The sequence below is a fragment of the Flavobacterium limnophilum genome, assembly GCF_027111315.2.
In the GTDB taxonomy this organism is placed as follows: Bacteria; Bacteroidota; Bacteroidia; order Flavobacteriales; family Flavobacteriaceae; genus Flavobacterium; species Flavobacterium limnophilum.
Genome location: NZ_CP114289.2, coordinates 2926080 through 2950631, shown reverse-complemented (window position 1 = coordinate 2950631; position 24552 = coordinate 2926080). Strand labels below are relative to the sequence as shown.

At 35.6% G+C, this 24552-nt stretch carries 23 protein-coding genes; 9 read left to right on the top strand and 14 right to left on the bottom strand.

What is annotated here, in order from left to right; translation table 11 throughout:
• Positions 1-76: 76 nt before the first annotated feature.
• The 3 genes from OZP13_RS12470 to OZP13_RS12460 all read left to right on the top strand — a co-directional run bounded on the left by OZP13_RS12470 (position 77) and on the right by OZP13_RS12460 (position 3725).
• On the top strand, positions 77-2005 hold the full coding sequence (locus OZP13_RS12470) for an RICIN domain-containing protein (protein WP_281297338.1): 1929 nt from the start codon (positions 77-79) through the stop codon (positions 2003-2005).
• Between the two features lie 579 nt (positions 2006-2584).
• Positions 2585-3199 (top strand): zinc-dependent peptidase, encoded by a 615-nt coding sequence (locus tag OZP13_RS12465; RefSeq protein ID WP_281297337.1) that lies wholly within the window; start codon positions 2585-2587, stop codon positions 3197-3199.
• 103 nt (positions 3200-3302) lie between these two features.
• Positions 3303-3725: a CBS domain-containing protein gene (locus OZP13_RS12460; RefSeq protein ID WP_281297336.1), complete on the top strand. Its 423-nt coding sequence runs from the start codon at positions 3303-3305 to the stop codon at positions 3723-3725.
• A gap of 37 nt (positions 3726-3762) precedes the next feature.
• Here OZP13_RS12460 and rpe read toward each other — a convergent pair whose 3' ends face one another.
• The 14 genes from rpe to OZP13_RS12390 all read right to left on the bottom strand — a co-directional run bounded on the left by rpe (position 3763) and on the right by OZP13_RS12390 (position 18534).
• Positions 3763-4428, bottom strand: coding sequence for a ribulose-phosphate 3-epimerase (gene rpe, locus OZP13_RS12455; protein WP_281297335.1), 666 nt, complete (start codon positions 4426-4428; stop codon positions 3763-3765).
• Between the two features lie 413 nt (positions 4429-4841).
• Complete coding sequence (locus OZP13_RS12450; RefSeq protein ID WP_073368514.1) at positions 4842-5705, bottom strand: sigma-70 family RNA polymerase sigma factor; 864 nt, start codon at positions 5703-5705, stop codon at positions 4842-4844.
• 157 nt (positions 5706-5862) lie between these two features.
• A complete protein-coding gene (locus OZP13_RS12445; protein WP_269240449.1) occupies positions 5863-6111 on the bottom strand; it encodes a hypothetical protein in 249 nt (82 codons plus the stop codon).
• 175 nt (positions 6112-6286) lie between these two features.
• Entirely contained in the window at positions 6287-7033 is a 747-nt protein-coding gene (locus OZP13_RS12440) for a LytR/AlgR family response regulator transcription factor (RefSeq protein WP_281297334.1), read from the bottom strand.
• Complete coding sequence (locus OZP13_RS12435) at positions 7026-8567, bottom strand: tetratricopeptide repeat-containing sensor histidine kinase (protein ID WP_281297333.1); 1542 nt, start codon at positions 8565-8567, stop codon at positions 7026-7028. The genes OZP13_RS12440 and OZP13_RS12435 overlap by 8 nt, the downstream gene beginning before the upstream one ends.
• A 306-nt stretch (positions 8568-8873) precedes the next feature.
• A complete protein-coding gene (locus OZP13_RS12430; protein ID WP_281297332.1) occupies positions 8874-9266 on the bottom strand; it encodes a hypothetical protein in 393 nt (130 codons plus the stop codon).
• A gap of 182 nt (positions 9267-9448) precedes the next feature.
• Positions 9449-11584 carry a polyribonucleotide nucleotidyltransferase gene (locus tag OZP13_RS12425; RefSeq protein ID WP_281297331.1) on the bottom strand — a complete coding sequence of 712 codons (2136 nt, stop codon included), beginning with the start codon at positions 11582-11584 and terminating at the stop codon, positions 9449-9451.
• A 223-nt stretch (positions 11585-11807) separates the two neighbouring features.
• Complete coding sequence (gene rpsO / locus OZP13_RS12420; RefSeq protein ID WP_073368524.1) at positions 11808-12077, bottom strand: 30S ribosomal protein S15; 270 nt, start codon at positions 12075-12077, stop codon at positions 11808-11810.
• A 339-nt stretch (positions 12078-12416) separates the two neighbouring features.
• Entirely contained in the window at positions 12417-12617 is a 201-nt protein-coding gene (locus tag OZP13_RS12415; protein WP_269240442.1) for a hypothetical protein, read from the bottom strand.
• A 207-nt stretch (positions 12618-12824) separates the two neighbouring features.
• Positions 12825-13550 (bottom strand): hypothetical protein, encoded by a 726-nt coding sequence (locus OZP13_RS12410; protein WP_281297330.1) that lies wholly within the window; start codon positions 13548-13550, stop codon positions 12825-12827.
• A gap of 1487 nt (positions 13551-15037) precedes the next feature.
• The gene (locus OZP13_RS12405) at positions 15038-16012 is read right to left on the bottom strand and encodes an energy transducer TonB (RefSeq protein ID WP_281297329.1); all 975 of its coding nucleotides are present in this window, start codon (positions 16010-16012) and stop codon (positions 15038-15040) included.
• A gap of 39 nt (positions 16013-16051) precedes the next feature.
• Positions 16052-16975, bottom strand: a complete 924-nt coding sequence (locus OZP13_RS12400; RefSeq protein WP_281297328.1) for an energy transducer TonB — start codon at positions 16973-16975, stop codon at positions 16052-16054.
• A 112-nt stretch (positions 16976-17087) separates the two neighbouring features.
• Positions 17088-18041 carry a toxin-antitoxin system YwqK family antitoxin gene (locus OZP13_RS12395; protein ID WP_281297327.1) on the bottom strand — a complete coding sequence of 318 codons (954 nt, stop codon included), beginning with the start codon at positions 18039-18041 and terminating at the stop codon, positions 17088-17090.
• Positions 18042-18078: 37 nt separating this feature from the next.
• Positions 18079-18534, bottom strand: coding sequence for a GAF domain-containing protein (locus OZP13_RS12390; protein ID WP_281297326.1), 456 nt, complete (start codon positions 18532-18534; stop codon positions 18079-18081).
• A 188-nt stretch (positions 18535-18722) separates the two neighbouring features.
• On the opposite strand from OZP13_RS12390, the gene xrtF reads away from it, so the two are divergent.
• From xrtF to OZP13_RS12360, 6 genes are all read left to right on the top strand, one after another.
• Positions 18723-19280, top strand: a complete 558-nt coding sequence (gene xrtF / locus OZP13_RS12385) for an exosortase family protein XrtF (RefSeq protein ID WP_281297325.1) — start codon at positions 18723-18725, stop codon at positions 19278-19280.
• Positions 19255-19698: an exosortase F system-associated membrane protein gene (locus OZP13_RS12380; protein ID WP_281297324.1), complete on the top strand. Its 444-nt coding sequence runs from the start codon at positions 19255-19257 to the stop codon at positions 19696-19698. The genes xrtF and OZP13_RS12380 overlap by 26 nt, the downstream gene beginning before the upstream one ends.
• Before the next feature lie 57 nt (positions 19699-19755).
• Positions 19756-20586 (top strand): ATP cone domain-containing protein, encoded by an 831-nt coding sequence (locus tag OZP13_RS12375; RefSeq protein ID WP_281297323.1) that lies wholly within the window; start codon positions 19756-19758, stop codon positions 20584-20586.
• 12 nt (positions 20587-20598) lie between these two features.
• Positions 20599-21957: an MBL fold metallo-hydrolase RNA specificity domain-containing protein gene (locus tag OZP13_RS12370; RefSeq protein ID WP_269240431.1), complete on the top strand. Its 1359-nt coding sequence runs from the start codon at positions 20599-20601 to the stop codon at positions 21955-21957.
• Between the two features lie 66 nt (positions 21958-22023).
• Entirely contained in the window at positions 22024-22437 is a 414-nt protein-coding gene (locus tag OZP13_RS12365; RefSeq protein WP_281297322.1) for an HYC_CC_PP family protein, read from the top strand.
• A 74-nt stretch (positions 22438-22511) separates the two neighbouring features.
• Positions 22512-24539 carry a TonB-dependent receptor plug domain-containing protein gene (locus OZP13_RS12360; protein ID WP_281297321.1) on the top strand — a complete coding sequence of 676 codons (2028 nt, stop codon included), beginning with the start codon at positions 22512-22514 and terminating at the stop codon, positions 24537-24539.
• Positions 24540-24552: the final 13 nt, after the last annotated feature.

The window sequence follows — 24552 nt, the reverse complement described above, 5'->3', positions numbered from 1 at the left end:
ATTTTTCTGTTAAATTAGCAGTAAAAAACCTACTCAAAAACGAGGTAGGATATCTATTAATTAAACCATTTAAGTTATGAAAAGAGTTCAAAAATTACTTTTTCTGTTTTTAGTGTTTATTCCTCTAATAAAATTATTTGCATGGCCAGGAATGCCACTGCCTCCTCTGCATATTGAAGGCAAAAATTTAAAGGATCCTTGCGGAAAAAACGTTTTACTACATGGTGTTGCCATTACTCCCAGTCCTTGGTTTAATGGTTGCTCTTATAATCAATGTCGTTGGGATAACTATGATGTTCAAGGTTGTCTAAATTATAATAATGCCGTTATGGATGCGCTCACAGACACAAATAACGGATGGAAATTAAATTATATAAGACTTCATATTGATCCTTACTGGACCAATACACCTGGTTGTTCAGCAGGAGAAAATAATATCTCATGTTTTGATTACAATAGATTAGTAACTTACGTAAATCAAGTTATAATCCCTTTAATTAATCATGCTAGAAGCAGAGGACTCTATGTTATACTTCGTCCTCCCGGCGTATGTCCAGACCGAATTGCTTTCGGTGACAATTATCATAATTATTTAAGAACTGTATGGGGATATCTATCAAACCATCCAAGTTTAAAGAATGTAGATAATGTTATGTTTGAAATAGCCAATGAACCTGTACAAATACTGGGTACAAATGGAAATTGGGGAGCAACGGGTGATGAGCATTTTGCAGCTTTACATAATTACTTTCAAGATTTAGTAAATAGAATTAAGGCTAATGGTGCAAATAATGTTTGCTGGATACCAGGAACGGGGTATCAGTCTAACTACCAAGGATATCCAAGCCATTTAATAACAGGAGGCAATATAGGTTATGCTGTTCATGTTTATCCAGGATATTGGGGAGCTAATGCAGAAAATACCACTAGTTTTAATAACGCTTGGAATGCTAACGTGCAACCAATTGCTAACGTAGCACCTATTGTGATAACAGAAACGGATTGGTCCCCAGCAGGTACCGAAACATGGGGTACTGGTACAACAAGTGGTTTTGGTCTTAATCTGAAAGGTAGAATTGATGCTACTGGAAATTGTAGTTGGAATTTACTTAAACCAGAAGAGTTGATAACTAACGCAAATCCATATAATGTTACAACTGCTTTCAATAGCAATTGGGAGTCTTGTGCTGCACCAGTTAAGCAGTGGTTCTCTGCATATGCAAATAATAATATACCATCGCAAAACTGTAGTAGTACTTCACTAATAAACAATGGTGTTTATGAAATTGAATTTAAAACAAATTCAAGTAAAGTAATAGATCTTAAGTATGGGACTAATGCAAATGGTGCTATAATCCATCCTTGGGATAGATTAGGAGGGACAGCACAACAATGGATTGCTATTGATGCTGGAAATGGATATTGGCGTTTTAAATCAAATGCAAGTTCTACAGGACGTGTAATAGATCTTGAGAACGCAGATCCAACAAATGGTAAATCGATAAGACTTTGGGATAATAACAATAATAATGCTCAAAAATGGCTAGTAACCGATGTTGGTAATGGTTATTTTAGCATAAAATCTGCCGTAAATACATCAAAAAGCTGGGACATTTCTAATTGTAATATGGATGGCACAGCAAATCTTCAACTTTGGGATTATTACGGGACTTCATGTCAATTATTTAAGTTCAATAAAATAGGAAGTACTTCAAAAAGTGTAGAGGGAAAAAATATTTTAATAAATAATATTAAAATAGATACTGATGTCCAAGTATATCCTAATCCATCAAAGGGCGGAGAGTTTAATATTTATTTCGCTTCACAATCAGACGAAAATTATTCTCTAAATATATACTCAACAGGCGGTAAGTTATTATACGAAACAAAAAATCTAAAATCTAATACTAATCAAGTTATTAGAACTAAACTTGCTAGAGGTTTATATTTGGCGATGATTTCTCAAAATTCAACTACAGCAACCAAAAAGATAGTAATTGAATAGTATATTCTAAAATAATACATATAGATTTTGAGATTAACTTTATAATTTTATTCATCATTATTTATTCATTGCAAAACCACTATTTTAAATTAAAATTAAAGTAGTGGTTTTGTTTTTTACTCCAAACTTAATGACCACCCTGTAACTTTGCGGTCAAACAGGTTAAGATGCTGAATATGCTAACAAAAATAAGAGATAAAGTTAAGGACGAATTTTTCTAAAATAAACTATTTAAAACCTTCAAATCTTCCAATAAAAGATTCGAATTTTGTATCGTCAAGGTCACAAATAATAATGCTTCAAAAAAGTCAAGTTTACTTGGTTTTTTTGGAGCATTTTCTTTTTAAAACAGTATTTTTAAGCCAAGAAACTCAATCGGATAAGTATATGCTGTTTCAATTCTTTGTTTTGTTGCTTTTTGGAGCATTCTTTCTTGTTGTTATTATTTTTAGGATTATCGAACCAGCTTATATGATGATTTTTAATAAGCCGTTGTATTTGTATTTTTATCTGTTTCCCAAAAAGTTGACCATTAACCAAAAGCAAATTTTAATAAATGAATTTCCATTTTATAAAAAATTGTCAGACCGAAAAAAAATCTATTTTGAACATCGGGTAAAAGAATTTATCAATCATTATCAATTTGTAGGCAAGGAAGAACTGCTGGTGACCGACGAAATGAGAGTTGTCATTGCTGGAACCTATACAATGCTTACGTTTGGGATGAGGGATTATTTGATTGATTTGTTTAAAACAATAATAATTTATCCATCGACATATTTTTCTACTGCAAGCCAGCAATACCACAAAGGAGAATTTAATCCCATAATGAAAGTGGTCGCTTTTTCATGGGAGGATTTTGTTCTTGGACATAAAACAACGAACGACAACGTGAATCTTGGTCTTCATGAATTTTCACATGTATTGCATTTTTATTGTTTGAGGAGTAATAATCCAAGTGCCATTATTTTTTTCGATGAATTCAATAAAGTGGTTGACTATTACAATGATGAATATTTGCATAAAAATTTGTCAGAAAACGGATATTTTAGAGCGTATGCTTATGAAAATCAATTCGAGTTTATTTCGGTAGTTTTGGAACATTTTTTTGAAACTCCTCAAATTTTTAAAAGTAAATATCCTGAGTTGTATCAAAATGTAGCTTCGATGATTAATTTCAAAGAAGATTTTTAAGTTTTTATAATATACCAAAAAAATCACGAATTCATCCTGATAAACATCATGTTTTTCGGGTTTTTTATGAAATAACTTTGAATGCAATCTAAAGTTATATGTTATGAAAAACAAAGTGCCGGTATCAACCATAATGACCAAAAATGTGATAAAGTTGCATCTTAGTGACAACTTGACAAAGGCAGAAAAATTATTCAAGCAGAACAAAATCAGGCATATTCCGGTTGTGGATGGTAACAAAATAGTTGGAATATTGAGCTATACTGATTTGTTGAGAATCTCATTTGTGGATGCGGTAGATGACGATGATGATATTGTAGATGCCACTGTTTATAACATGTTTACCGTAGAGCAGGTAATGGCCAAAAAGTTGGTTACCATTTCTCCTGATACAACCATAAGAGAAACAGCTGAAATCTTGTCTAAAAAAGAATTCCATGCCCTACCAGTTTGTTTGGGTGAATTGTTGGTGGGAATAGTGACAACGACTGATTTGATAAAGTATTTACTAGATCAGTATAAATAAGAAAAGCCCCGAAAAATTTTTCGGGGCTTTTCTTATTTTAAAAAGAAGTCAATTTCTTCAAATCGGCAATAGTTGTTGTTGGGTTTTCGGCTTTGAAAACAAAACTTCCAGCCACAAGAACATCAGCGCCGGCTTCTACTAGTTGTTTTGCGTTTTTATTGGTTACGCCACCATCAATTTCTATAATTGTATTGGCGCCTTTACGATTGATTAAATCTTTCAATTTTTCAACTTTGGAATAGGTGTTTTCAATAAACGATTGTCCTCCAAAACCTGGATTCACGCTCATAATCAAAACTATGTCAATATCGTTGATGATATCTTCTAATAAATCAACATTGGTGTGTGGGTTTAATGCTACTCCGGCCTTCATTTCTTCGGCTTTGATGGCTTGCAAAGTTCGGTGAAGATGCGGGCAAGCTTCGTAGTGCACGCATAAAATATTGGCACCCAAATCGGCAAAAGTTTTAATGTAACGATCTGGATCGACAATCATCAAATGGACGTCTATTGTTTTTTTGGCGTGTTTGGCGATGGCTTCCAATACCGGCATCCCGAAAGAAATATTGGGAACGAAAACGCCGTCCATAATGTCGATATGAAACCAATCGGCTTCGGAATTATTTATCATTTCGATGTCACGCTGCAAATTGGCAAAATCAGCGGCAAGGACTGAAGGGGCAATAATTGTGTTTTTACTCATTGTTAGTTAGGTTGTTTTTTTGCAAAGGTAATATAAAAAATAAAACTCCGGACTCGAGACTGAAAGTCGACAGGGCATTCGCTTTTAAAAGTTTCCGCCACGAATTACACTAATAACACGAATTACAATTAGTTTTTAATTGCACAAATTCTTAAAAATAGATAAAATTCGTGTAATTCAATTTTAAATTTTGATAAAAATTAGTGGCAATTAGTGTAATTCGTGGCTAACTTTATTTTTCTTTTTTAAAAGCGAATGCCCTGGAAAGTCGAACTGAGCGAAGCGAATAGACCGAGAGTTTTATTTCCTTAAAAAATAAAACTCCGGTAATCAGCCGGAGTTTCAATCATCAATCAAAAAACGAACAGTTAATCAGACCGTCGTTACTTGTCCCCCTGAGCGGAGTCGAAGGGTTAACCTAAATAGGTTTTTAATATTTTACTTCTTGAAGTATGTTTCAATCTACGGATTGCTTTTTCTTTAATCTGGCGTACACGTTCGCGAGTTAGATCAAAAGTTTCTCCTATTTCTTCCAGTGTCATTGGGTGTTGATCTCCAAGACCAAAATACAAACGAACTACATCAGCTTCTCTTGGAGTCAATGTTTCCAATGAACGCTCGATTTCTGTACGCAATGATTCTTGAATTAATTCCCTGTCTGGATTTGGTGATTCACCAGAACGCAATACATCGTAAAGGTTTGAATCTTCTCCTTCAACCAATGGTGCATCCATCGAAAGGTGACGTCCAGAGTTTTTCATACTTTCTCTAACGTCATTTACGGTCATGTCCAATTCTTTGGCAATTTCCTCGGCCGTTGGGGGTCTTTCGTTAGATTGCTCCAACAAAGCATACATTTTGTTGATTTTATTGATAGAACCAATTTTATTCAATGGCAAACGAACAATACGGGATTGTTCGGCCAAGGCTTGCAAAATAGATTGACGAATCCACCACACGGCATACGAAATGAATTTGAAACCACGAGTTTCATCAAAACGTTGCGCAGCTTTTATCAAACCTAAATTTCCTTCGTTAATCAAATCGGGAAGTGTCAATCCTTGATTTTGGTATTGTTTGGCCACAGAAACCACGAAACGTAAATTGGCTTTTGTTAATTTTTCTAAAGCTCTTTGATCACCAGCTTTTATCTTTTGTGCTAATTCTACCTCTTCATCTGCGGTAATAAGATCCACCTTCCCAATTTCCTGTAAATACTTGTCTAATGATGCAGTTTCACGATTTGTTACCTGCTTGGTGATTTTAAGTTGTCTCATAGTTGTGTCTCCTCAATTTTTAAGTGTACAAGTTATTATACGTGTGGCGTTCCAAAAAAGTTACAATTGTTTCAAAAAATAACACAAAAAAAACAGCTGCAAATCTTAAAGGTTGATTTACAGCTGTTTTTGTTTTTTTTGGATGGTCTGATATTTTTTATTTAAATAAATCTTTGTCAAGATTCAGTATGTTGTCGAATATCTTGTTCAAGGATTTGATGTATATTGGAATTCCAATGGCAAGAAAAATATATTCTTTTCGGATTACGCTTATGTCTTCCAAGATTATGTATAAACTGGGTATGATGAGTAATAATGAGACAAATACGCCGATGTAGGGATTTGTTATTGTTTTTTGAATAAGAGAGATTGCTTTTAACATGTCTATGGGGGTGTTTGATACCATAATATTAGGCTGTTTTAATTATATCCCAAAAGTAATCTGCTTTTTGTTGTTCGTGATTTAAATTGTCATGAAGCAAGTTTTTAGTGTCATGAAATTTTGAGTTTTTTTTTCTAAACAAAAAAATCTTCCCGATATGGAGAAGATTGAGTAAGTTTTGGTTTGTTGATAATTTCGATTAAGACAAGATGTTCATTTTTTTTATAAAATCTTTATAGGTATCGCTCAGGTTTATTTTGTGATTTCCTTTTAGGATGACAAGGTTGTCTGCAAGGATTATTTCTTCAATTTTATCGGTATTGACTATGGTGTTGCGGTGTGTTCTCGTGAATTTGTTTTTGTCTAGCAAATCACTGATTTTGGTCAATGAAATCAGGATGACAAACTTTTCTTTTTCGGTGATGATGTTGCAATAGCGTTCTTCGACTTCGATGTAAAGAATGTCATTCAAGGCAACTTTCTTTAGTGCATTTTTCTTTTTTATGAACAAAAAATCATTGCTGATGACGGTGTTTTGGTCTTCACTGAGAAATACATTGGTTTGTTCGTAGAATTTTTCGACAGCCATTTCCAGGGCATAAAGGATTTCCAATTCGTTAAACGGTTTCATCAAAAAACTGAACGGTTTGGTGAGTTTGGCTCTTTCGAATATTTTACGGTCTTGGGAACTTGTCAAAAACACGAATGGTTTTGATGCATTTGGAATGATATTGATGGTTTCTGCAAAGGTAATTCCGTCTGGTTTTCCGTCAAGAAAAACATCGATGACTATGATGTCAATGGTTTGCTCGTAAAAAAGTTTTAACGCCTCGGTATAACTTCTGGCAATGCCTACAATGTTGTATTTGTTGGCAAGTAAAACTTTGCTCAAAGCATCACTTTGCTCCGGCGTGTCTTCTATTATCAGTACATTGATATTATCCATTTTGTTCTGTTTTTGGGAACGTCAATATCATTTTGGTTCCTTTGTGGAGTTCGCTTTCTATTTGTATTGTGCCACCATTTTTCTTGATCATTTGTTTGCACAATTGCATTCCGAGTCCAGTTCCAATGGTTTCGGACTTTCCTTTTTTAGCCAATAATTCATCGTCTTTTAAAATGGCTGCGATGGTTTCGTTGTCCATTCCCAAGCCTGTGTCTTGCAAGACGAGTTGGCAAAACTCAGGATTGTTTTCTTGCGTATAAAAACTGATTTTACCGTTTTCTTTAGAAAATTTGATGGCATTGTCCAATAAATTACGAAGCACAATTTTCAGCGAATCGAGATCCACGAAGATAAAAATATTTTTGGAAACTGAATTCTCAAAAGAAATGGATTTGTCAAGAAGTAAAGGTTTATAATTGTATTCTATTTGTTGCACAATAGAAAACAAATGCACCGATTCTTTATGAAAATACAATTGCTTGGTTTGCAATAAAGCCCAATGCAACAGGTTGTCCAGCAAACTGTAGGCTCCGTTGGCAATGCCGCTGTTTTGAATGATTAATTGATTCAATTCATCGTAATTTTTGGTTTCGAGTGTTGCCGATAGTTTAGCGTTACTGGTTTTCAAAGCATTTACCGAGGAACGCAAATCGTGGCTTACGATAGAAAAAAGTTGGTCTTTGGTGGCATTGAGTTCGTCGAGTTTGTTTTTTTGGAGCAGAATGATTTTGGCATTTTTTACTTTTTGGGCATAAAGATAGATTCCGATTGTTAATAACAATAATAAACTGATTGCAGAAAAAAACAACCAATTTCGTTGACTGTTTTTTAGCTTATTTTCTACTTCAAGTACTTTGATTTGTTTTTGTTTTTGCGCTACCGCAAACTTTTTCTCAAAATCAGCTACTGCCCAAACTTTGTTTTGGTTGTTGAGAGAATCTTTCCATTGCTCAGATTCTTTTCTATACACTAAAGCTTGTTTGTAGTTTCCTTTGTTTTCTTCAACTACTGCCATATTTTGTGCTGCATTTTTTTTGGATTGAAAGTTGTTTACTTTTTTTGAAAGTATATAAGCTTTCTTAAAATAAGGAGTGGCTTGTTGGTCTTTGTATTGTAAATAATACAAATTGGCAATATTGGTATACAATGTAACTAATGATATTGAGTCTTTCTCGTTCTCTTTTAGTTCAAGGCTTTTAAAAAAGTAATCTTCAGCTTGGGGAAATTGATTTAGATGTAAATAAGAAATGCCTAAATTATCATAAATAAGACTTTTTTTGTATTCTTGTTTCTTTGTAATAGGTAGTTTTTCTACTTCTTTGAAATAATAAATTGCTTTTTCAAATTCTTTTAATTCTAATGAGGCGTCTCCTAAATTCTTATTTACAAATGGATAAAATGCAAATTTTTTTGAAATTAAATTTAATTCTGATTTACCTTCTTTAAATAATTTTATTTCGATAAAGCTATATCCTCTAAAAAAATGACAATAATCGGCTATTTCTCTGTTTGTGTTTGATCTCAATTGTTTCATTGAGTATATGAGAGTAGAATCCCAATCTTGTTTTAGGAAAAAATATTGAGCCTTATTGAAGTTAATTTCATTTCTATATTCAATAGCCTTTTTCTGGAGTACTTTGTTTATAGTGTGCTCTTGTGAAAACAGAATTGAAGGGATAATTAAATAGAATGAAATTAGAAACAGTTTAAATTTGGTCATTTCAAAAGGAACTTTATTTTTGACATAGTTGTCTGTAATTGTATGTTTTAAAACAACATCGTTTAATTTTTCAAACTAGCAGCTTGATTAACTAAACGATGTGAGTTTTAATATTAGTTTTTATCTTTCCACTGTTGTAGTTGTTCCTCTAGAAGTCTCAGGATCTAAATTTACCATATAAGACATAACATTTGTAATATCTCCAACTGTTTCTGAAGTATAATCTACTTCTATGTAATACACATCGCAGGTTTCTGGAGTAACTTCAGAGAAATCATAGTCGTAGTTCATCGTCAAAGTATTCCCTGATTCTGTAGGTTCTTCAACTATTGGAGGAACAATGTCGTCTGAATTCATATACAAAGTAGCCCTGATTTTTAGCGTCAATACGCCATTCGGACTGTAGAATTTTGCCGAAACTAAAGGAGCTACAGGGTACGTAACTGTTTCAGGGCTTGAAAAAGTAAAAACTTGAGTGTTGATTTTTGTGTTTTGGATAACTGTAAAGGCCATGGTGAAATTTATTTTTTAAGGTTAATACGGTTAAAGGTATTTTTTTTCTTTGAATTAAATATAAAATTAATGTTGTTTTTACATTTAAATTTGCAAAAAGTGCTTTAAAATTGAAAAACCCCGTTTCAAATGAATGAAACGGGGTTTGCTATGAATTAAACCTTTAGTAAACTAAGATCTGATTACTCTTTTCTTTCCTCACGCGGAGGTCTTTGCAAAAGCGCTTTTCTAGATACTTTTTCTTTGCGTGTTTTTGGATCAAGACCAAGATATTTCACTTGGAAAACATCGCCCATATTCACAACATCCGAAACGTTTTCTGTACGTTCCCAAGCTAGTTCCGAAACGTGAAGCAATACTTCGTTTCCAGGAGCTGCCGTATATTCTACAACTGCACCAAAATCAAGCATTTTGATAACCTTCACTTCATAAGCTTCGCCCATTTGTGGTTTGAAGGTGATAGATTGGATTTTAGCCAATACCGCTTCAATTCCAGCAGGATCTGTACCAAGAATTTCGATAACTCCTTGTTCATCCACTTCGTTGATAACGATGGTTGTTCCAGTAGCTTTTTGTAATTCTTGAATCACTTTTCCACCAGGTCCAATCAAGGCACCAATGAATTGACCAGGAATAGTTCTGGTAATAATTTTTGGAGCATACGCTTTAACATCTGCTTTAGGTGCAGCCAAAGTTGAAGTAAGAATGTTCAAAATATGCAAACGACCATCTCTAGCTTGCGCCAAAGCTTGTTCCATAATCTCGTATTTCAGTCCGTCAATTTTGATGTCCATTTGGCAAGCTGTAATACCTTCGGTAGTTCCAGTTACTTTAAAGTCCATGTCTCCCAAGTGATCTTCGTCACCTAAAATATCTGATAAAACGGCGAAACGATCACCATCAGTAATCAATCCCATTGCAATTCCAGAAACTGGACGAATCATTTGGATACCTGCATCCATTAATGATAATGTTCCAGCACAAACCGTAGCCATAGAAGAAGAACCATTAGATTCTAATACTTCAGAAACTACACGAATTGTATAAGGGCAATCAGCAGGAATCATGTTTTTCAAGGCTCTTTGTGCCAAGTTTCCGTGACCAACTTCTCTTCTTGAAGTTCCTCTCAATGGACGAGCTTCTCCTGTAGAAAATGGTGGGAAATTATAGTGTAAGTAGAATTTTTCTTCTCCTTGTTCAGATGGGGAATCAATTTGGTTTGCTTCTCTGGAAGTTCCTAAAGTAGCTGTTGCCAATGCTTGAGTTTCTCCACGAGTAAATAATGCCGATCCGTGAACAGATGGTAAATAATCGATTTCACACCAGATTGGTCTGATCTCGGTAGTTTTTCTTCCGTCCAAACGTGTTCCTAAATCTAGCGTTACATTACGAACCGCTTCTTTATTGGTTTTATAGAAATATTTAGAAACTAAATCTCCGTTTTCTGCCAATTCTTCGTCAGTAAACAAGGTTTTTACTTCTTCTTTTACAGCGTCGAATGCTGCAGAACGCTCGTGTTTAGCCGAACCTTTGCTGGCAATTGCGTAGATTTTATCATAAGCCGCTGCTTTTACTTTTGCGTAAATGGCATCGTCAGTTTTTTCAGTTTCGTAAGTACGAACTTCTTTTTTCCCAAATGCTTGAGCCAATCTTTCTTGAGCTGCAATTTGTACTTTGATGTGTTCGTGAGCAAATTTAATGGCTTCTACCATTTCTGCTTCCGAGATTTCTTTCATTTCTCCTTCTACCATTGCGATAGAATCTGTCGAAGCTCCAATCATCATGTCAATATCTGACAATTCTAATTGCGCACGAGATGGATTGATGATGAATTTACCGTCAATTCTTCCAACTCTAGCTTCTGAAATTAAAGTTTCGAATGGAATGTCGGACAATGCAAGAGCTGCCGAAGCTGCCAATCCTGCCAATGCATCTGGCATAACTTCATCATCATGAGACATCAATTGAATCATGACTTGAACTTCTGCGTGATAATCAGATGGGAAAAGCGGACGCAACACACGGTCAACCAATCTCATTGTTAGCACTTCGCTATCACTTGGACGTGCTTCTCTTTTGAAGAAACCTCCAGGAAAACGTCCTGCTGCTGCAAATTTTTCACGATAATCTACCGTCAATGGTAAAAAGTCGATACCTGGACTTGCTTTTCTTGAAGATACAACTGTTCCTAAGATTACAGTTTTACCAATTCTTACTACTACAGCTCCATCAGCTTGTTTGGCCAATCTTCCTGTCTCGATTGTGATGTTTCTGCCATCACCTAAATCGATTTTTTCTACAAATAATTGTGGAATCATAAAATTTAATTCTATAAGTTAAACAATGGGTTTTAGTTGTGTTGTAGTGTTGTAGTTGTTGTGCGTAGTTAATGCCTAAAACCCAATGAAAAACCAAACTTTTTTTAATGTAAAAGCAATATCAAAAATTAATATTGCTTTGCTGATTTTTAAAAATCTAAATTTGTAAATCTAAATTCTTAAATAAAAAAAGAGGCACTTTCGCACCTCTTTTCGATATTGATTATTTTCTAATACCCAATACTTTGATGATCTCACGATATCTGTTGATTTCTTTCTTTTTCAAGTAATCCAACAAAGATCTTCTTTTACCTACTAATAGTACCAACGAACGCTCTGTGTTGTAATCGTGACGATTTTTTTTCAAGTGCTCTGTAAGGTGGCTAATTCTGTGTGTGAATAGTGCGATTTGTCCTTCTGCAGATCCCGTGTTTTCTGCTTTTCCTCCGTGTTTAGCGAAGATTTCTTCTTTAACTTCTTTAGTTAAGTACATTCCAATATTGTTTAAATGATTATTATGTATGGCCTACAGCTATTGCAGGACGGCTGCAAAAATAGAAAATAATTATGGATTATGACTAATGAAGTATGACTTTTTTTAATTTCTCCCCTGAAACCTTTGAAACAAAGAGGCTGTTAATCCTGAACCAAATGTTGACATCGAACTCAATCCATCTCTTTGCGAACCGCCGAGTACTTGCTGTTCTCTCTCCAAACTTTACGATAACTCTGACTTGTGTTGTCTGCTCAACTTTACGGGCACACGCTATCCGTTGAGGAAAATGTTTAGTGAAAATCCGAGCGTTCGGGTTTTAATTCTTTTTAAAAATTTTCACATTTCCAACTCGTATTGTTCACCAACAATTAAATCGAAAGAAATGGTTATTTCTTCTATTTTTCCCTTGTCTGTTTGGTATTTTGCCACAACATCATCCCCAACAACGTTTACAATTTTATAATGCGTTCCATCAGGAGAGAAAATTGACCAACCATTTTTCAAAGACATATCGTTTGTTATAATTATTCTTGCCATAAGTTTTATTTTTATAGTTTTATTTGTTCAATATTTTACGAGGTCGGTCAAGCTTTCTCGTAATGTTTGTTCGCTTGGCGATGTGGTGGATTAAAGAAGCCTAATCTTTCGGTTAATGACTAATTTTTCAAATACAAACCTATTTTTCCATTAAGCCAAATACCCAAATTGCTTGTAGCGTGTGTTATGCGGTCGTGCATTCCGACCTTATTTAATCTTTGTCGCAAGTGGTAAATTTGTGTCACTGGGAATTGAAGAAGTTGTCGAAGTCTGGCCGTTCAAGAAATGTTTGTCAGGAGGCGTACTTGTTGCTTGTTTTGTCACGGAAATGGGGGAAGTATGCTCTATTATTATTGGTTCTGGTTTTTCAGTTTTTTTTTGGTAGCTCAAAAATGAAATGACAATACTTAATAAAGTAAATAGAGCGGTTCCTATCCATTTAGCGTTTGCGTAGTCGTTACGTTTCCAAAAACTATGTTCTGCTATTTGTGTTTTGCAGAACTCACGAATTGCGTCTCCTTTGTGTACATAATTCTTTGTTATGTCTTTTTTCTCTTCAAACAGCATTAATATTCCGGGGTAAAATCCTTTTTTATTTTCAGCCAAAAGGAAATAGCCTCGCAACACGGCAGGTGAGTTAAATTTGTCAACCGTCAAGGCGTCTTTTAAAACAGCTTCCAAATTGTTAGGGTTGCTATCTAATTTAATTCCGCCTCGAGCTTTACGCTCACAATATAATTTAGCTTTCTTCCACTGTTCAGGTTTGTCTAGGCAATCTTGAATTAGCCTATTATTGCCCGACTCGAGAAGTTTAGAATAAAAGACAGGCTTCTCGTCGCTCTTTTCGTTTTCTAACTTAATATACTTCTCTAACTCTCCTATTGGTGCTCCGAGTATTCGGCTAAGGGCTTCGTCGTAATCTCTATTATCCATTTTAAATAATTTCCTTAATATCTATTTTCTTTCCTTTATAATCGAAGTGCAGCATAGATTGCTTTATCAAATAGTCATTACACTTTACTATCATTAGAGACGTGTATTTGTTTGAACTCTGCGTCGTTGTTGCATGCCGCCTAACTACTTTATACACGCATAAAATCATCACTTTTTGTACTAAATGGGTATGTTATGCGTATGTTTTTAGTTGTATTTATGCGTTTTATTTTTATTCGCTTACTACAAATTTAAAAATATTTCTTACATATCAAAAGGATTGATATTCTTTTTTAATGCGGTACTGCTTATATGGGGATGGCCTCGATGGCTTGGAGTAAATTAAAGCTAATAGCGTTTTAAAATTTGTGGTAATTCGTGTAATTTGTGGTCAAAAATTTTGAATACGAATGTCGTACTCGCCCTGTGAAGATTTTGGTTTCCCGGTTCATAATCAGTACTTTTATGGAGCTAAAGCAAGAAATTGTTTTTAACCCGATGAATGTCATTCCAGCCCCAAAAGCATTCAGTTCTGCCCAGAAACTCAGTTTCCAGCCCCAAAAGCATTCAGTTCTGCCCAGAAACCCAGTTTCCAGCATCAAAAGCATTCAGTTCTGCCCAGAAACCCAGTTTCCAGCCCCAAAAGCATTCAGTTCTGCCCAGAAACTCAGTTTCCAACTCCAAAAGAGTTCAGTTCTGCCCAGAAGCAGCGCTTCCAGCCCCAAAAGCATTCAGTTCTGCCCAGAAGCAGCGCTTCCAACCCCAAAAGTGTTCTTTTCTGCTCAGCCGAGGGTCATCCAGCCCCAAAAGAGTTCTTTTCTGCCCAGCCGAGGGTCATCCAACCCCAAAAGAGTGCTTTTCTGCTCAGCCGAGGGTCATCCAGCTCCAAAAGAGTGCTTTTCTGCCCAGCCGAGGGTCATCCAGACTGCAAATAATTTTTTAGAATGTGGAAACTAGTGTTTTTTAGCCGAAATGGCATTGCCGAGGTGCAACAAGCTTTAGGGCAAGGCATAAGGCATTCGCATTTAAAATTCTTGACCATAAATTAGCGCCAATTTTATGCTGCCCCGAGTTCGATGTCATTTAGTTAAGACTTTTGGTCTTCACTTTGAGTGATTTTTGATGGTAATGCGACAGCTTTACTATTAAAAATGGTGTCGTGAAGGCACGGCATTCGCTTTTAAAAAGCAGAATTCTCATTAACCACAAATTACACAAATTTCCGCAAAAATGAACCTACCAACAAAAGCATAATTAACTCAAACATACCAAAAACAGACTTTGAATTTACTTCGTCAGTTCGCTTCGCTCGTGTGTGAAAATTTGTGGAATTTGTGGTGAAAACTTTTAAAAGCGAATGCCCTGTCGTGAAGCCTATAATGGCAGGGTTCTCGATACATTTTATTACAAAAGCTGTCGCATTTTAATAAAACACCCGAACAGACGAGGGCCAATCCTTGACTTAATGACATTGGCCCCGAGCTGGTTTATCTTCTTGCTTGGATAGTGATGGGTATGGAATAGGTACATCTTACTTTTCTTCCTCTTTGTTCCCCTGGTGTAAAACCATCATAAGCTGTTACAATTCGGGCAGCTTCTTGACCGGTGCCGTAACCTAGGTCTCTAAGAATTTTGGGTTCTACAATTTTCCCTTCTTTGTTCACCACAAATGTGATGTAGATTTTTCCGCTTGCGTCTTTGGGTAAACTATTGGGGATTTGGTAATTCTTGGCGATGAATTTATAAAAATCCATAATGCCATTTTTAGGGTTTGGTCGCACTTCGGCTTCGGTATAATGGTAGGTTTCTCCGTTTTTGTCAGTGCTTGTACCTGAAATTAATTTTCCGTCTTGGTACGTTTCTTTATAACTGGTGCCAAATTTTGTGGACGAACCTTCCCAAGGACCTTCTTTGAAACCATTTTTGATTGCTCCTTTTTCAGATTCATTTTCTCCTTGGTTTTCGAAAAAACCATTGCCGTCAACAATTTTCTGAGCACCGTTTGCATCCCAAAATTGGTTTATTTTATGTTGGGTTGTACGTTTTTTTTCATCTTCGATATATTCGCCTTCCGATTTTTTATTGCCGTTTTCATACCATTCAAAATCTTTGCCATTTACACGTCCCTTGATGTAATTTGAAATCGATTTTTTATTGCCATTTTCGTAATAATAGGTTAATTCGCCTTCTTTGGTATTAGCTTCTTTAGTTTTTGAAGTTCCTTCCATTTTCAATACTCCCGATTTGTAATACTCGAGAATAGCGTAGCTTTCTTTGTCTAATTTGTAGTCTTTGATTATTCGGTAAAATTTGAAATCCTTTGATTTGGTTTCTTGGTTGGTTGAGTCCAGATAAAAAAGTTTGTCGGTTGGGGAAAGAATTAATTCGTTGGTAACGGAAACTTGCGAAAAAACTATTTTGGGAATAAGGAGAAATAATAAAAAAAATAGAATTGATTTCATAGAATGGTTTTTGGTTTAGAAAGGTGTTTGGATTATAAATTACCAATTTCGATTCGTGTTTTTTATCATTTCAGATGGACTCGGTGTGCTTTTTGTATTACTTCCTCCTGCTGTTTGAATACTGATAGGTAATGAGTAGGGACATTCCACTTTTATTCCCCTGATTTCTTTTGGGTTAAAATTTTTGTATAAAGAAAGAACTCTCAAGGCTTCTTCATCGGCTCCATAACCAATGCCTTGGATTACTTTTGGTTGAATTACTTTCCCTTCTTTATCAATAATAAAGGTAAGGTAAATTTTCCCTCTTAATCCTTCTACTTCTGGCATTCTGAAGTTTTTGGCTACATAATTATAAAAATCCTCAATACCATTTTTGGCTTCTGGTTTTAACTCGACTATTTTATAATTGTGCGAAACTTTGTCTGAATCGATGCTTACACCTGAAACTAATTTTTTATTAGAATAGTTTTCGCTAAAAGTGTATCCAATTTTTTTGTCATAACCTTCCCAAACACCATCTTTAAATCCATCTTTTACTTTTCCGGAGCAAAAGGTTTTTTCGCCTACTTCTTCATAATCACCATTGCCGTCGGTTACTTTTTGTATTCCGCTGCTATCCCAAAATTGATTGACTTTGTATTCCGATTGGTTTTTTTTTAAATCCGTAATATATTCTCCTTCTTGTTTTATTTTGCCATTTTCATACCATCGAAGTTCTTTTCCGTTCAGGAGGTTTTTAGTATAATTCGAAACCGATTTTTTAGCACCGTTTTCATAATAAAAAATAAATTCGCCTTCCCTTGAGTTCCCTTCTTTGCTTTTGGACATTCCTTCCTTTTCCAAAACGCCTGATTTATAGTAATCCTGAATTTGATAACTATCTTGTTTTTCCGAATAATATCCTTTGATTACCCTGTAGTATTTATGGTTTCCTTCAGAAGTTTTTTGCCATAAGGAGTCCATATAAATGGTTTTGATATTTGAAGTGACCTGTGATATACAAAGTTTTGGAACTAAAAGAAATAGAATCGAGAATAAGATAGATTTCATAGAATGGGTTAGATTTATAAATTGTTTATTGGGTTGTTTGAATTGCAATCGGTAAAGTGTAGGATGCTTTGGCGAGGATTCCCCGGTATGTTCCTGGAATCCAATTAGGGGCTTTTTTCAATACTCTTATAGCCTCTTTTCCTGTACCTAATCCTAGGTCTTTTGCTATTTTAATATCTATAATTTTTCCATCGGTATCAACAATAAAGAATGCAATTAACGTTGGTTTTTCCCCTGGTTTACTTTGTACACCATAAGGAACTCTGTAATTTTTTCCAATAAATTGATAAAAAGCTGCCATACCTTCTTTGTATTCAGGTTTTGTGAAAAGAACTTGGTAAGGATGTTCGATGTTGTTGTTGTCAATACTAACTCCGGAAATTAATTCTCCATTTTCATAGGTTTCCGTATATGTAGAGTTTGTTAGTTTAGTTTTTCCAGTCCAGATACCTTGTTTTCTCCCGTTTTTTATTTCTCCTTTTTCGGTTGTGCCTTTGTTGTTTTCTTCATAAAATCCATTGCCGTCAATTACTTTTTGCTCATTATTTTCGTTCCAGTATTGAAATATTTGAGTAGTTGTTATTAAGGTTTTTAGGTCTGTTTTTATTTCTTTCTCTGATTTTTTATTCTGGTTTTTATACCATTCTACTTGTTTTCCGTTAATTTGGTTATTTCTGTAATTTGTTTCTCGTTTTTTATTCCCGTCTTCATAGTAATCAATACGTGACCCTTCAAATTTTGGTTCGTCTTTGTTGGTCGAAATGGCTTTCATACTGAGGGTTCTTCCAGATTTATAATACTCGGTAAAAATAAATAAGTTGGGTTGGTTTTTGTAATTTTCAACGACTCGAATGTATTTGTAATCCTTATTGTTTGTTGGATAATGTAAGGAGTCTAGATTATAGCGCGTTGGTTCTATAATTTGGGAAAATAAAGCTATTGGGACTAATAATATAGTGGTTAAAAGTGTAGTTTTCATAAAATGAAAGATTGATTAAAAAGCGAATGTAATAATTTTAATACAGCTCAGCAATCTCTTCATTCACAAATTCTAAAAAACGTTCGTCGGCTTCGGTAAATGGATCGAGAACGTGGCTGTCGATGTCGATTTGTCCAATGTTTTTGCCATTCACAAAAAGCGGAACCACAATTTCTGATTTTACGGTGAAACTGCACGCAATATAATTGTCTTGGGCCGCCACATCGGGAACCACGAAATTGGCATTGGAAACCGCTACTTGTCCACAAATTCCTTTTCCGAAAGGAATGACGGTATGGTCCGTTTCGGCTCCAACATACGGGCCAAGATGCAGGGTTTTGGTCTCGTGATTGGCAAAATAAAAACCAACCCAATTATAGTAATCAATGGAGTTGCTCAGTAGTTCGCAAATTTTTAACAGCTTTTCTTCTCTGGAAAGGATGGAATTTAAAGTAATTTCTGTTACTTTTGGTTTTAGATCTTCGAAAGTCATGTTCTGGTTTTTTTTGTGTAAAAGTATTTAAAAAAGTGGGAAGTACGAAGTACGAAGAGGGAAGAGGGAAGAGGGAAGTGAAAATAGCAAGAAAGACGATAAAACTCTTTTCAAGAACAGAAATAAAATTTAATTGTCTAAATTAAAGCCCCTTTCGATTTTTATTTAAATTTGTTAAAAAGTCAATTTTGAAAAAATATTTAATTCGCTATAAACCTTTTTTGCTGTTTCTGGGAAAGTTTTTGCTGACCTATCTGGTTTTGACCTTTGTTTATGAAAGCTATCTCAATCAATTCGATGCCGGGAAATTTGAGGTTGACAGGTTTACCCAATTGGTAGCGAAACAAACAAAAAACACGATGCTTTTTTTTAATTGCGACGCCAATATTGCGCCAAACACTAAAGAACCTGCCATAAATTTGTTCTACAATCATAAGCATATGGCCCGAATTATCGAAGGCTGTAATGGTTTGAGCGTGATTATTTTATTTATATCCTTCGTGGTTGCCTTTTCGGGAAAAACAAGGGCAACTATTCTGTTTATTGTCGGAGGTAGCTTGATGATTCATGTTTTGAATGTTTTTCGAATAGGACTTTTAAGCATCTTGTTGTATTATTTTCCGTCAAGCGAACATGTTTTGCATGGAGTGCTTTTTCCGTTGTTTATTTATGGAGTGGTTTTCTTGTTATGGATTATTTGGGTCAATAAATTTTCAAAATATGCTGCAAAAAATAGTAAATCATAAAGTCAGAATTTTATTGGCGACCATGTTTGTCTTGTTCTTGGCTTTGATAAGGGCTTACGAAGACGTTTTGTTTTATGATCCTTTCTTGAATTATTTCAAAGCAGATTACCATAATTTGCCTTTACCCGAAGTTGAAAATATTCCCTTGTTTTTTGGGTTATTGTTTCGGTATTTTTTGAATACGGTTTTGTCATTGGCCATGATTTATGTCTTGTTCAAAGACATTGAAGCCGTCAAATTTGCCTCGATATTGTATGTGGTGTTTTTCGTGATTCTTGTCATGGCATTCTTTGTGGTGCTTTCCTTTTTTGGCGAAGCCAATAAAATGGCCTTGTTTTACATTCGCCGATTTCTCATTCAACCCATTTTTTTGTTGCTCTTTCTGCCTGCATTTTACTATCAAAAGCAAAATAACTAATCTTTTTTCGTACCTTTATTAGCCGCTTTGATTTAATAACCGTTAAATCACGAACTAATGAAAATAGTAAAGCATTCCGGAAACATTGTTGATTACAATCCGTCAAAACTCCGACAATCGCTCTTGAAATCTGGGGCGAGTAATCGACAGGTTGAAACTATTTTGAAAACTATTGAAGAGGAAATTTATGAAGGGATTTCTACCAAGCAAATCTACAAGATGGCTTTCAGTTTGTTGAAAAAAATATGTAATTCCCATGCTGCTCGATATAATTTAAAAGAAGCTATCAGATTATTGGGACCGGCTGGTTTTTTCTTCGAAAAATATATTGCCCGACTTTTTGCGGCAGAAAAGTACCAAACACTGACTAATTTTATTTTGCAAGGCAAATGTGTATCGCACGAAATTGATGTGTTGATAAAAAAAGACAATTCCATCGCCATGGTCGAATGTAAATTTCATATGGGTAAAGATGCCAATTCCGATGTGAAGGTTCCCATGTATATTTTATCGCGTTTCAATGATTTGAAAGACAGACGGCATATAATTTATACTCGAAATGACAAGGTATTGGACTGCTGGATTGTAACAAATAACAGGTTTACCGCTGATGCAATTGCTTTTGCAAAATGTTCAAAGCTGAATTTGTTGAGCTGGAATTATCCCGAAAAGAATAATTTAAAAACAAAAAACGATTCCAATCACCTCTATCCCGTAACTTGTTTAACTACTTTGTCTCTTTCCGAAAAAGATAAATTATTGGTGCTTGACGTGATTTTGGTAAAAGAAATAATAAATAATTCAGAATGTTTGGAAAGAATTGGGTTGAGTCCGAATCGAATACAAAACGTACTCAAAGAAGCATCAGAATTGTGTGAATATATTTAAAACATAGAAATCATGAAGATTAAATTCATTGGCGGAGCGGGAACGGTAACGGGTTCCAAAACCTTGGTCGAAAGCAATGGTGTTAGAATTTTAATTGATTGCGGACAATTTCAGGGCATCAAGACTTTGCGGGAGCTCAATTGGGAACCGTTGCCAATTCAGCCTTCAACCATAGATTTTGTATTGTTGACACACGGACATTTGGATCATTGTGGTTGGCTGCCACGGCTGGTAAATCAAGGATTTAAAGGAAAAATTTATTGTACGAGTCCAACAAAAGACATTACGAAACTTATTCTTTTGGACAGTGCCAAAATCCAGGAAGAGGAAGCAGAAATGGCCAACAAGGGGCGTTATTCCAAACATGAAATTGCCAAACCGCTTTATGACGTAAAGCAGGCAGAAGCCGTTTTTCCACTTTTTAGAGTGATTAAAACCAACGAAAAAATCCCCTTGGATGCCGAAATTGCTGCGGTTTTTACCAATGCGGGACATATTATTGGCGCATGCAGCATCGAATTGAATCTGGAAAATAAAACCTTGGTTTTCTCCGGAGACATTGGTCGAGACAATGACGTGTTGATGTATCCGCCCACCAAGCCCAAAAAAGCAGATTACGTTTTTCTCGAAAGCACTTATGGAAACCGTCTTCATCCCGACACGGACGCGAAAATGGAACTCGAAATGTATATCAACAACACGGTCGAAAAAGGAGGAACAATCATCATTCCGAGTTTTGCCGTCGAGCGTGCTCAAACCGTGATGTATTTGCTTTGGCAACTCAAGGAAGAAGGGAAAATTCCAAATATTCCCTATATAATTGACACGCCAATGGGAATTAGTGCCTTGGGAATTTTTGCCCAAAACAGGAAATGGCACAAATTGCCGGAGCAACATTACATAGGAATGTGCAAAATGTTTTCGATGATTTCGGACTATCAGGAAACCATTGAAACGATTTATAACAAGAGTCCAAAAGTAGTTATTGCCGCCAGCGGAATGATTACCGGAGGTCGCGTTTTGAGTTATTTGGAACGCTATATTGGTTTGCCTGAAACCACCGTGGTCATCATTGGCTACCAAGCCGAAGGAACGCGTGGCCGAAAATTATTGGAAGGAGCCAAAGAAATTAAAATTCACGGAAAATATTATCCGGTTTTGGCCAATATTCTCGAAATAGAAGCCTTGTCGGCACACGGCGATCAAAAAGATTTGCTCAACTGGCTTTCTGCATTGGAAAATAAACCCACCAAGGTGTTTTTGGTTCACGGAGAAAATGAACCCGCCGACGAGCTTCGTTTAAAAATAACCGAGAAATATGGCTTTGATTGCACGGTTCCCTTGATGGGGCAAGAAGTTGACCTATCGTAATTCGGAGGTTTTTACTTTTAACAAAAAATTAGTTTTATCGGTTGTATAAAAGCGTAATTTTGCAGTATGAAATTCAAAAAGCACATCAGTCTTTTTCTGGCGTTTTTCCTGTTGGTTTCCAATGTAGGATTTGCCGTCGACGTGCATTATTGTGGAGGAGAAATTGCTTCTGTAAAGCCTGTTTCCTGGAAGAGTCCTGAAGCTGCAAAGGCGGTTGAAAAAAGTTGTTGCGCTTCAAAAGTTGAAAAAAAAGACAGTTGTTGCAAGAATAAAGTAGTTCATTTTCAAAAAAAATCAGGGAAAATAACTTTAAATTCAATTTCTTTTCAACCTGATTTCAATTTCCTTTTTGAAGAATGGAATCCAGTAGTTTTCTCTGAATTTCCAAATTTTGAAAACAATCGCATTGCTTCTTATTATTGTGATGCCAATGCACCACCACTTTTCAAATTATACCATCAATACATTTTCTACGCCTGATTCTAATGTTCTTAATTAGATCAAGCCATTTCGTTGGTTTGATACACTTTTAAAAACATTAAAATCAAAATATAATGAAAAAACAAATTTCAATACTTTTATTGATCTTGTTGTGTGCGTTTAGTTCCTATTCGCAGGACACATTACGAGAAATAAAAGTGGTTTCTAAAAACAAAGGTTTGCAAAAATCTTCGAAGATTACGGCAAACACAACCCTTTTGACAAGCAAGGAATTACTCAAGGCCGCTTGTTGCAACCTAGCCGAAAGTTTCGAAACAAACCCTTCTATCGACGTCAATTTTTCGGATGCCCTGACAGGAACCAAACAAATCAAAATGTTGGGTCTAACTAGTCCCTATTTGATGATTACCGAAGAAAATATCCCTTCTGTTCGCGGAGCTTCCCAAGCTTATGGTTTGTCGTTTACGCCTGGAACTTGGGTGGAAAGCATCCAAATCACAAAAGGGGCGGGTAGTGTTGTCAATGGATACGAAAGTATTTCGGGACAAATCAACACCGAGTTGCTTAAACCGGTCAACGATATTCCTTTCTTTTTGAATGCTTATGGCTCAACCGACAGTCGTTTTGAATTGAATACCCATTTCAATACCAAAATTTCGGACAAATGGGCGAGCAGTTTGTTTGTTCACGGCAATACAAGGATTGCCAAAAACGACATGAATGAGGATGGTTTCCTGGATAATCCGTTGGGAAAACAAATCAATGTCTTGAATCGTTGGCAATATACCGATGCCCAAAAAGGCTGGGTAAGTTTCATTAATTTTCGCTATATGAATGACGAAAAGCAAACGGGCGAAATGGATTTTGACCCAAAGAAAGATAAAGGGACGACTAATTTCTGGGGTTCCGAAATCAACACGGAACGTTTCAATGTTTCCACAAAAATTGGTTATGTTTTTCCGGAGATGCCGTATCAAAGTTTTGGTTTCCAAAACGCTTTTGACAGCCACGACCAAGAATCTTATTTTGGGTTGAACCAATACAACATCAAGCAAAGCAGTTATTATTCGAACTTGATTTTCAACTCGATTATCAACAATACGATGCATAAATTTGCCACGGGTTTGAACTTTACTTACGACAAATATCAGGAATTTGTCAACGTGAATGATTACAGCAGGATCGACAATTCCATTGGTGCTTTTTTCGAATATACTTACGACAATACTTCCAATTTCAGTTTCATTGCCGGTGGACGAGTTGACAACCACAACCGTTTGGGAACTTTTTTAACGCCAAGATTGCACATTCGCTACAATCCTTGGGCTAAAGGCGTTTTGCGGGCTTCTGCAGGAAGAGGGAAAAGAAGTGCGAACATTTTTGCCGAAAACCAACCTCTTTTTGCGAGTTCAAGGGCATTCGATATTTTGGATAACAACGGGAAAATTTATGGCTTGGATCCCGAAATTGCCTGGAATTACGGCTTGAGTTTCAACCAAGGATTTTCTGTTTTTGGCAAAAAAGCCGACGTTGGTTTTGATTTTTACAGAACCGATTTCAAGAATCAGGTAGTGGTCGATTTGTACACGGCTCCAGTAATTCCGGGAACACATCAGGCGTTGTTTTATAATTTGAACGGGAAATCGTTTGCCAATAGTTTGCAATTGGACTTTAATCTTGAATTGGCCAAACATCTTGATTTGCGCACGGCTTACAAATATTACGACATTCAAACTGATTATAGTAGCGGAAGAAGCGAAAGACCTTTGCAAGCCAAACACCGTTTTTTCGGGAATTTGGCCTATGAAACTCATATTGGAGAAAAAGGGAAACAATGGAAATTCGATTTCACCTATAACTGGATGGGCGAACAAAAACTGCCCGAAACCGCATCGAATCCAGTGGAAGACAGGCTTCCAGAATATTCTCCTTCCTATTCTTTGATGAATGCACAAATTACACGAATTTTTTCATCTGTTTTTGAAGTCTATGTTGGTGGAGAAAACATTGGAAACTATAAACAAGAAAAAGCAATTTTGGGAAGTGAAAATCCTTTTGGACCAACATTCGACGCTTCGATTGTATATGCTCCGGTTTTTGGACAAATGTATTATGCGGGATTAAGATTTAAAATTAAATAAGTCAATTTCAATA

Bases quoted from the DNA above. Each gene is read 5' to 3' on its own strand.
- OZP13_RS12370 (WP_269240431.1), top strand. From the start codon at position 20,599: ATGAAGATTAAATTCATTGGCGGAGCGGGAACGGTAACGGGTTCCAAA.
- OZP13_RS12390 (WP_281297326.1), bottom strand. From the start codon at position 18,534: ATGACTTTCGAAGATCTAAAACCAAAAGTAACAGAAATTACTTTAAAT.
- OZP13_RS12360 (WP_281297321.1), top strand. From the start codon at position 22,512: ATGAAAAAACAAATTTCAATACTTTTATTGATCTTGTTGTGTGCGTTT.
- OZP13_RS12400 (WP_281297328.1), bottom strand. From the start codon at position 16,975: ATGGACTCCTTATGGCAAAAAACTTCTGAAGGAAACCATAAATACTAC.
- OZP13_RS12460 (WP_281297336.1), top strand. From the start codon at position 3,303: ATGAAAAACAAAGTGCCGGTATCAACCATAATGACCAAAAATGTGATA.
- OZP13_RS12445 (WP_269240449.1), bottom strand. From the start codon at position 6,111: ATGGTATCAAACACCCCCATAGACATGTTAAAAGCAATCTCTCTTATT.
- OZP13_RS12410 (WP_281297330.1), bottom strand. From the start codon at position 13,550: ATGGATAATAGAGATTACGACGAAGCCCTTAGCCGAATACTCGGAGCA.
- OZP13_RS12435 (WP_281297333.1), bottom strand. From the start codon at position 8,567: ATGAAACAATTGAGATCAAACACAAACAGAGAAATAGCCGATTATTGT.
- OZP13_RS12450 (WP_073368514.1), bottom strand. From the start codon at position 5,705: ATGAGACAACTTAAAATCACCAAGCAGGTAACAAATCGTGAAACTGCA.
- OZP13_RS12415 (WP_269240442.1), bottom strand. From the start codon at position 12,617: ATGGCAAGAATAATTATAACAAACGATATGTCTTTGAAAAATGGTTGG.
- OZP13_RS12470 (WP_281297338.1), top strand. From the start codon at position 77: ATGAAAAGAGTTCAAAAATTACTTTTTCTGTTTTTAGTGTTTATTCCT.
- OZP13_RS12375 (WP_281297323.1), top strand. From the start codon at position 19,756: ATGAAAATAGTAAAGCATTCCGGAAACATTGTTGATTACAATCCGTCA.
- OZP13_RS12440 (WP_281297334.1), bottom strand. From the start codon at position 7,033: ATGGATAATATCAATGTACTGATAATAGAAGACACGCCGGAGCAAAGT.
- OZP13_RS12405 (WP_281297329.1), bottom strand. From the start codon at position 16,012: ATGAAATCAATTCTATTTTTTTTATTATTTCTCCTTATTCCCAAAATA.
- rpe (WP_281297335.1), bottom strand. From the start codon at position 4,428: ATGAGTAAAAACACAATTATTGCCCCTTCAGTCCTTGCCGCTGATTTT.
- OZP13_RS12395 (WP_281297327.1), bottom strand. From the start codon at position 18,041: ATGAAAACTACACTTTTAACCACTATATTATTAGTCCCAATAGCTTTA.
- OZP13_RS12425 (WP_281297331.1), bottom strand. From the start codon at position 11,584: ATGATTCCACAATTATTTGTAGAAAAAATCGATTTAGGTGATGGCAGA.
- rpsO (WP_073368524.1), bottom strand. From the start codon at position 12,077: ATGTACTTAACTAAAGAAGTTAAAGAAGAAATCTTCGCTAAACACGGA.
- OZP13_RS12380 (WP_281297324.1), top strand. From the start codon at position 19,255: ATGCTGCAAAAAATAGTAAATCATAAAGTCAGAATTTTATTGGCGACC.
- OZP13_RS12365 (WP_281297322.1), top strand. From the start codon at position 22,024: ATGAAATTCAAAAAGCACATCAGTCTTTTTCTGGCGTTTTTCCTGTTG.
- OZP13_RS12430 (WP_281297332.1), bottom strand. From the start codon at position 9,266: ATGGCCTTTACAGTTATCCAAAACACAAAAATCAACACTCAAGTTTTT.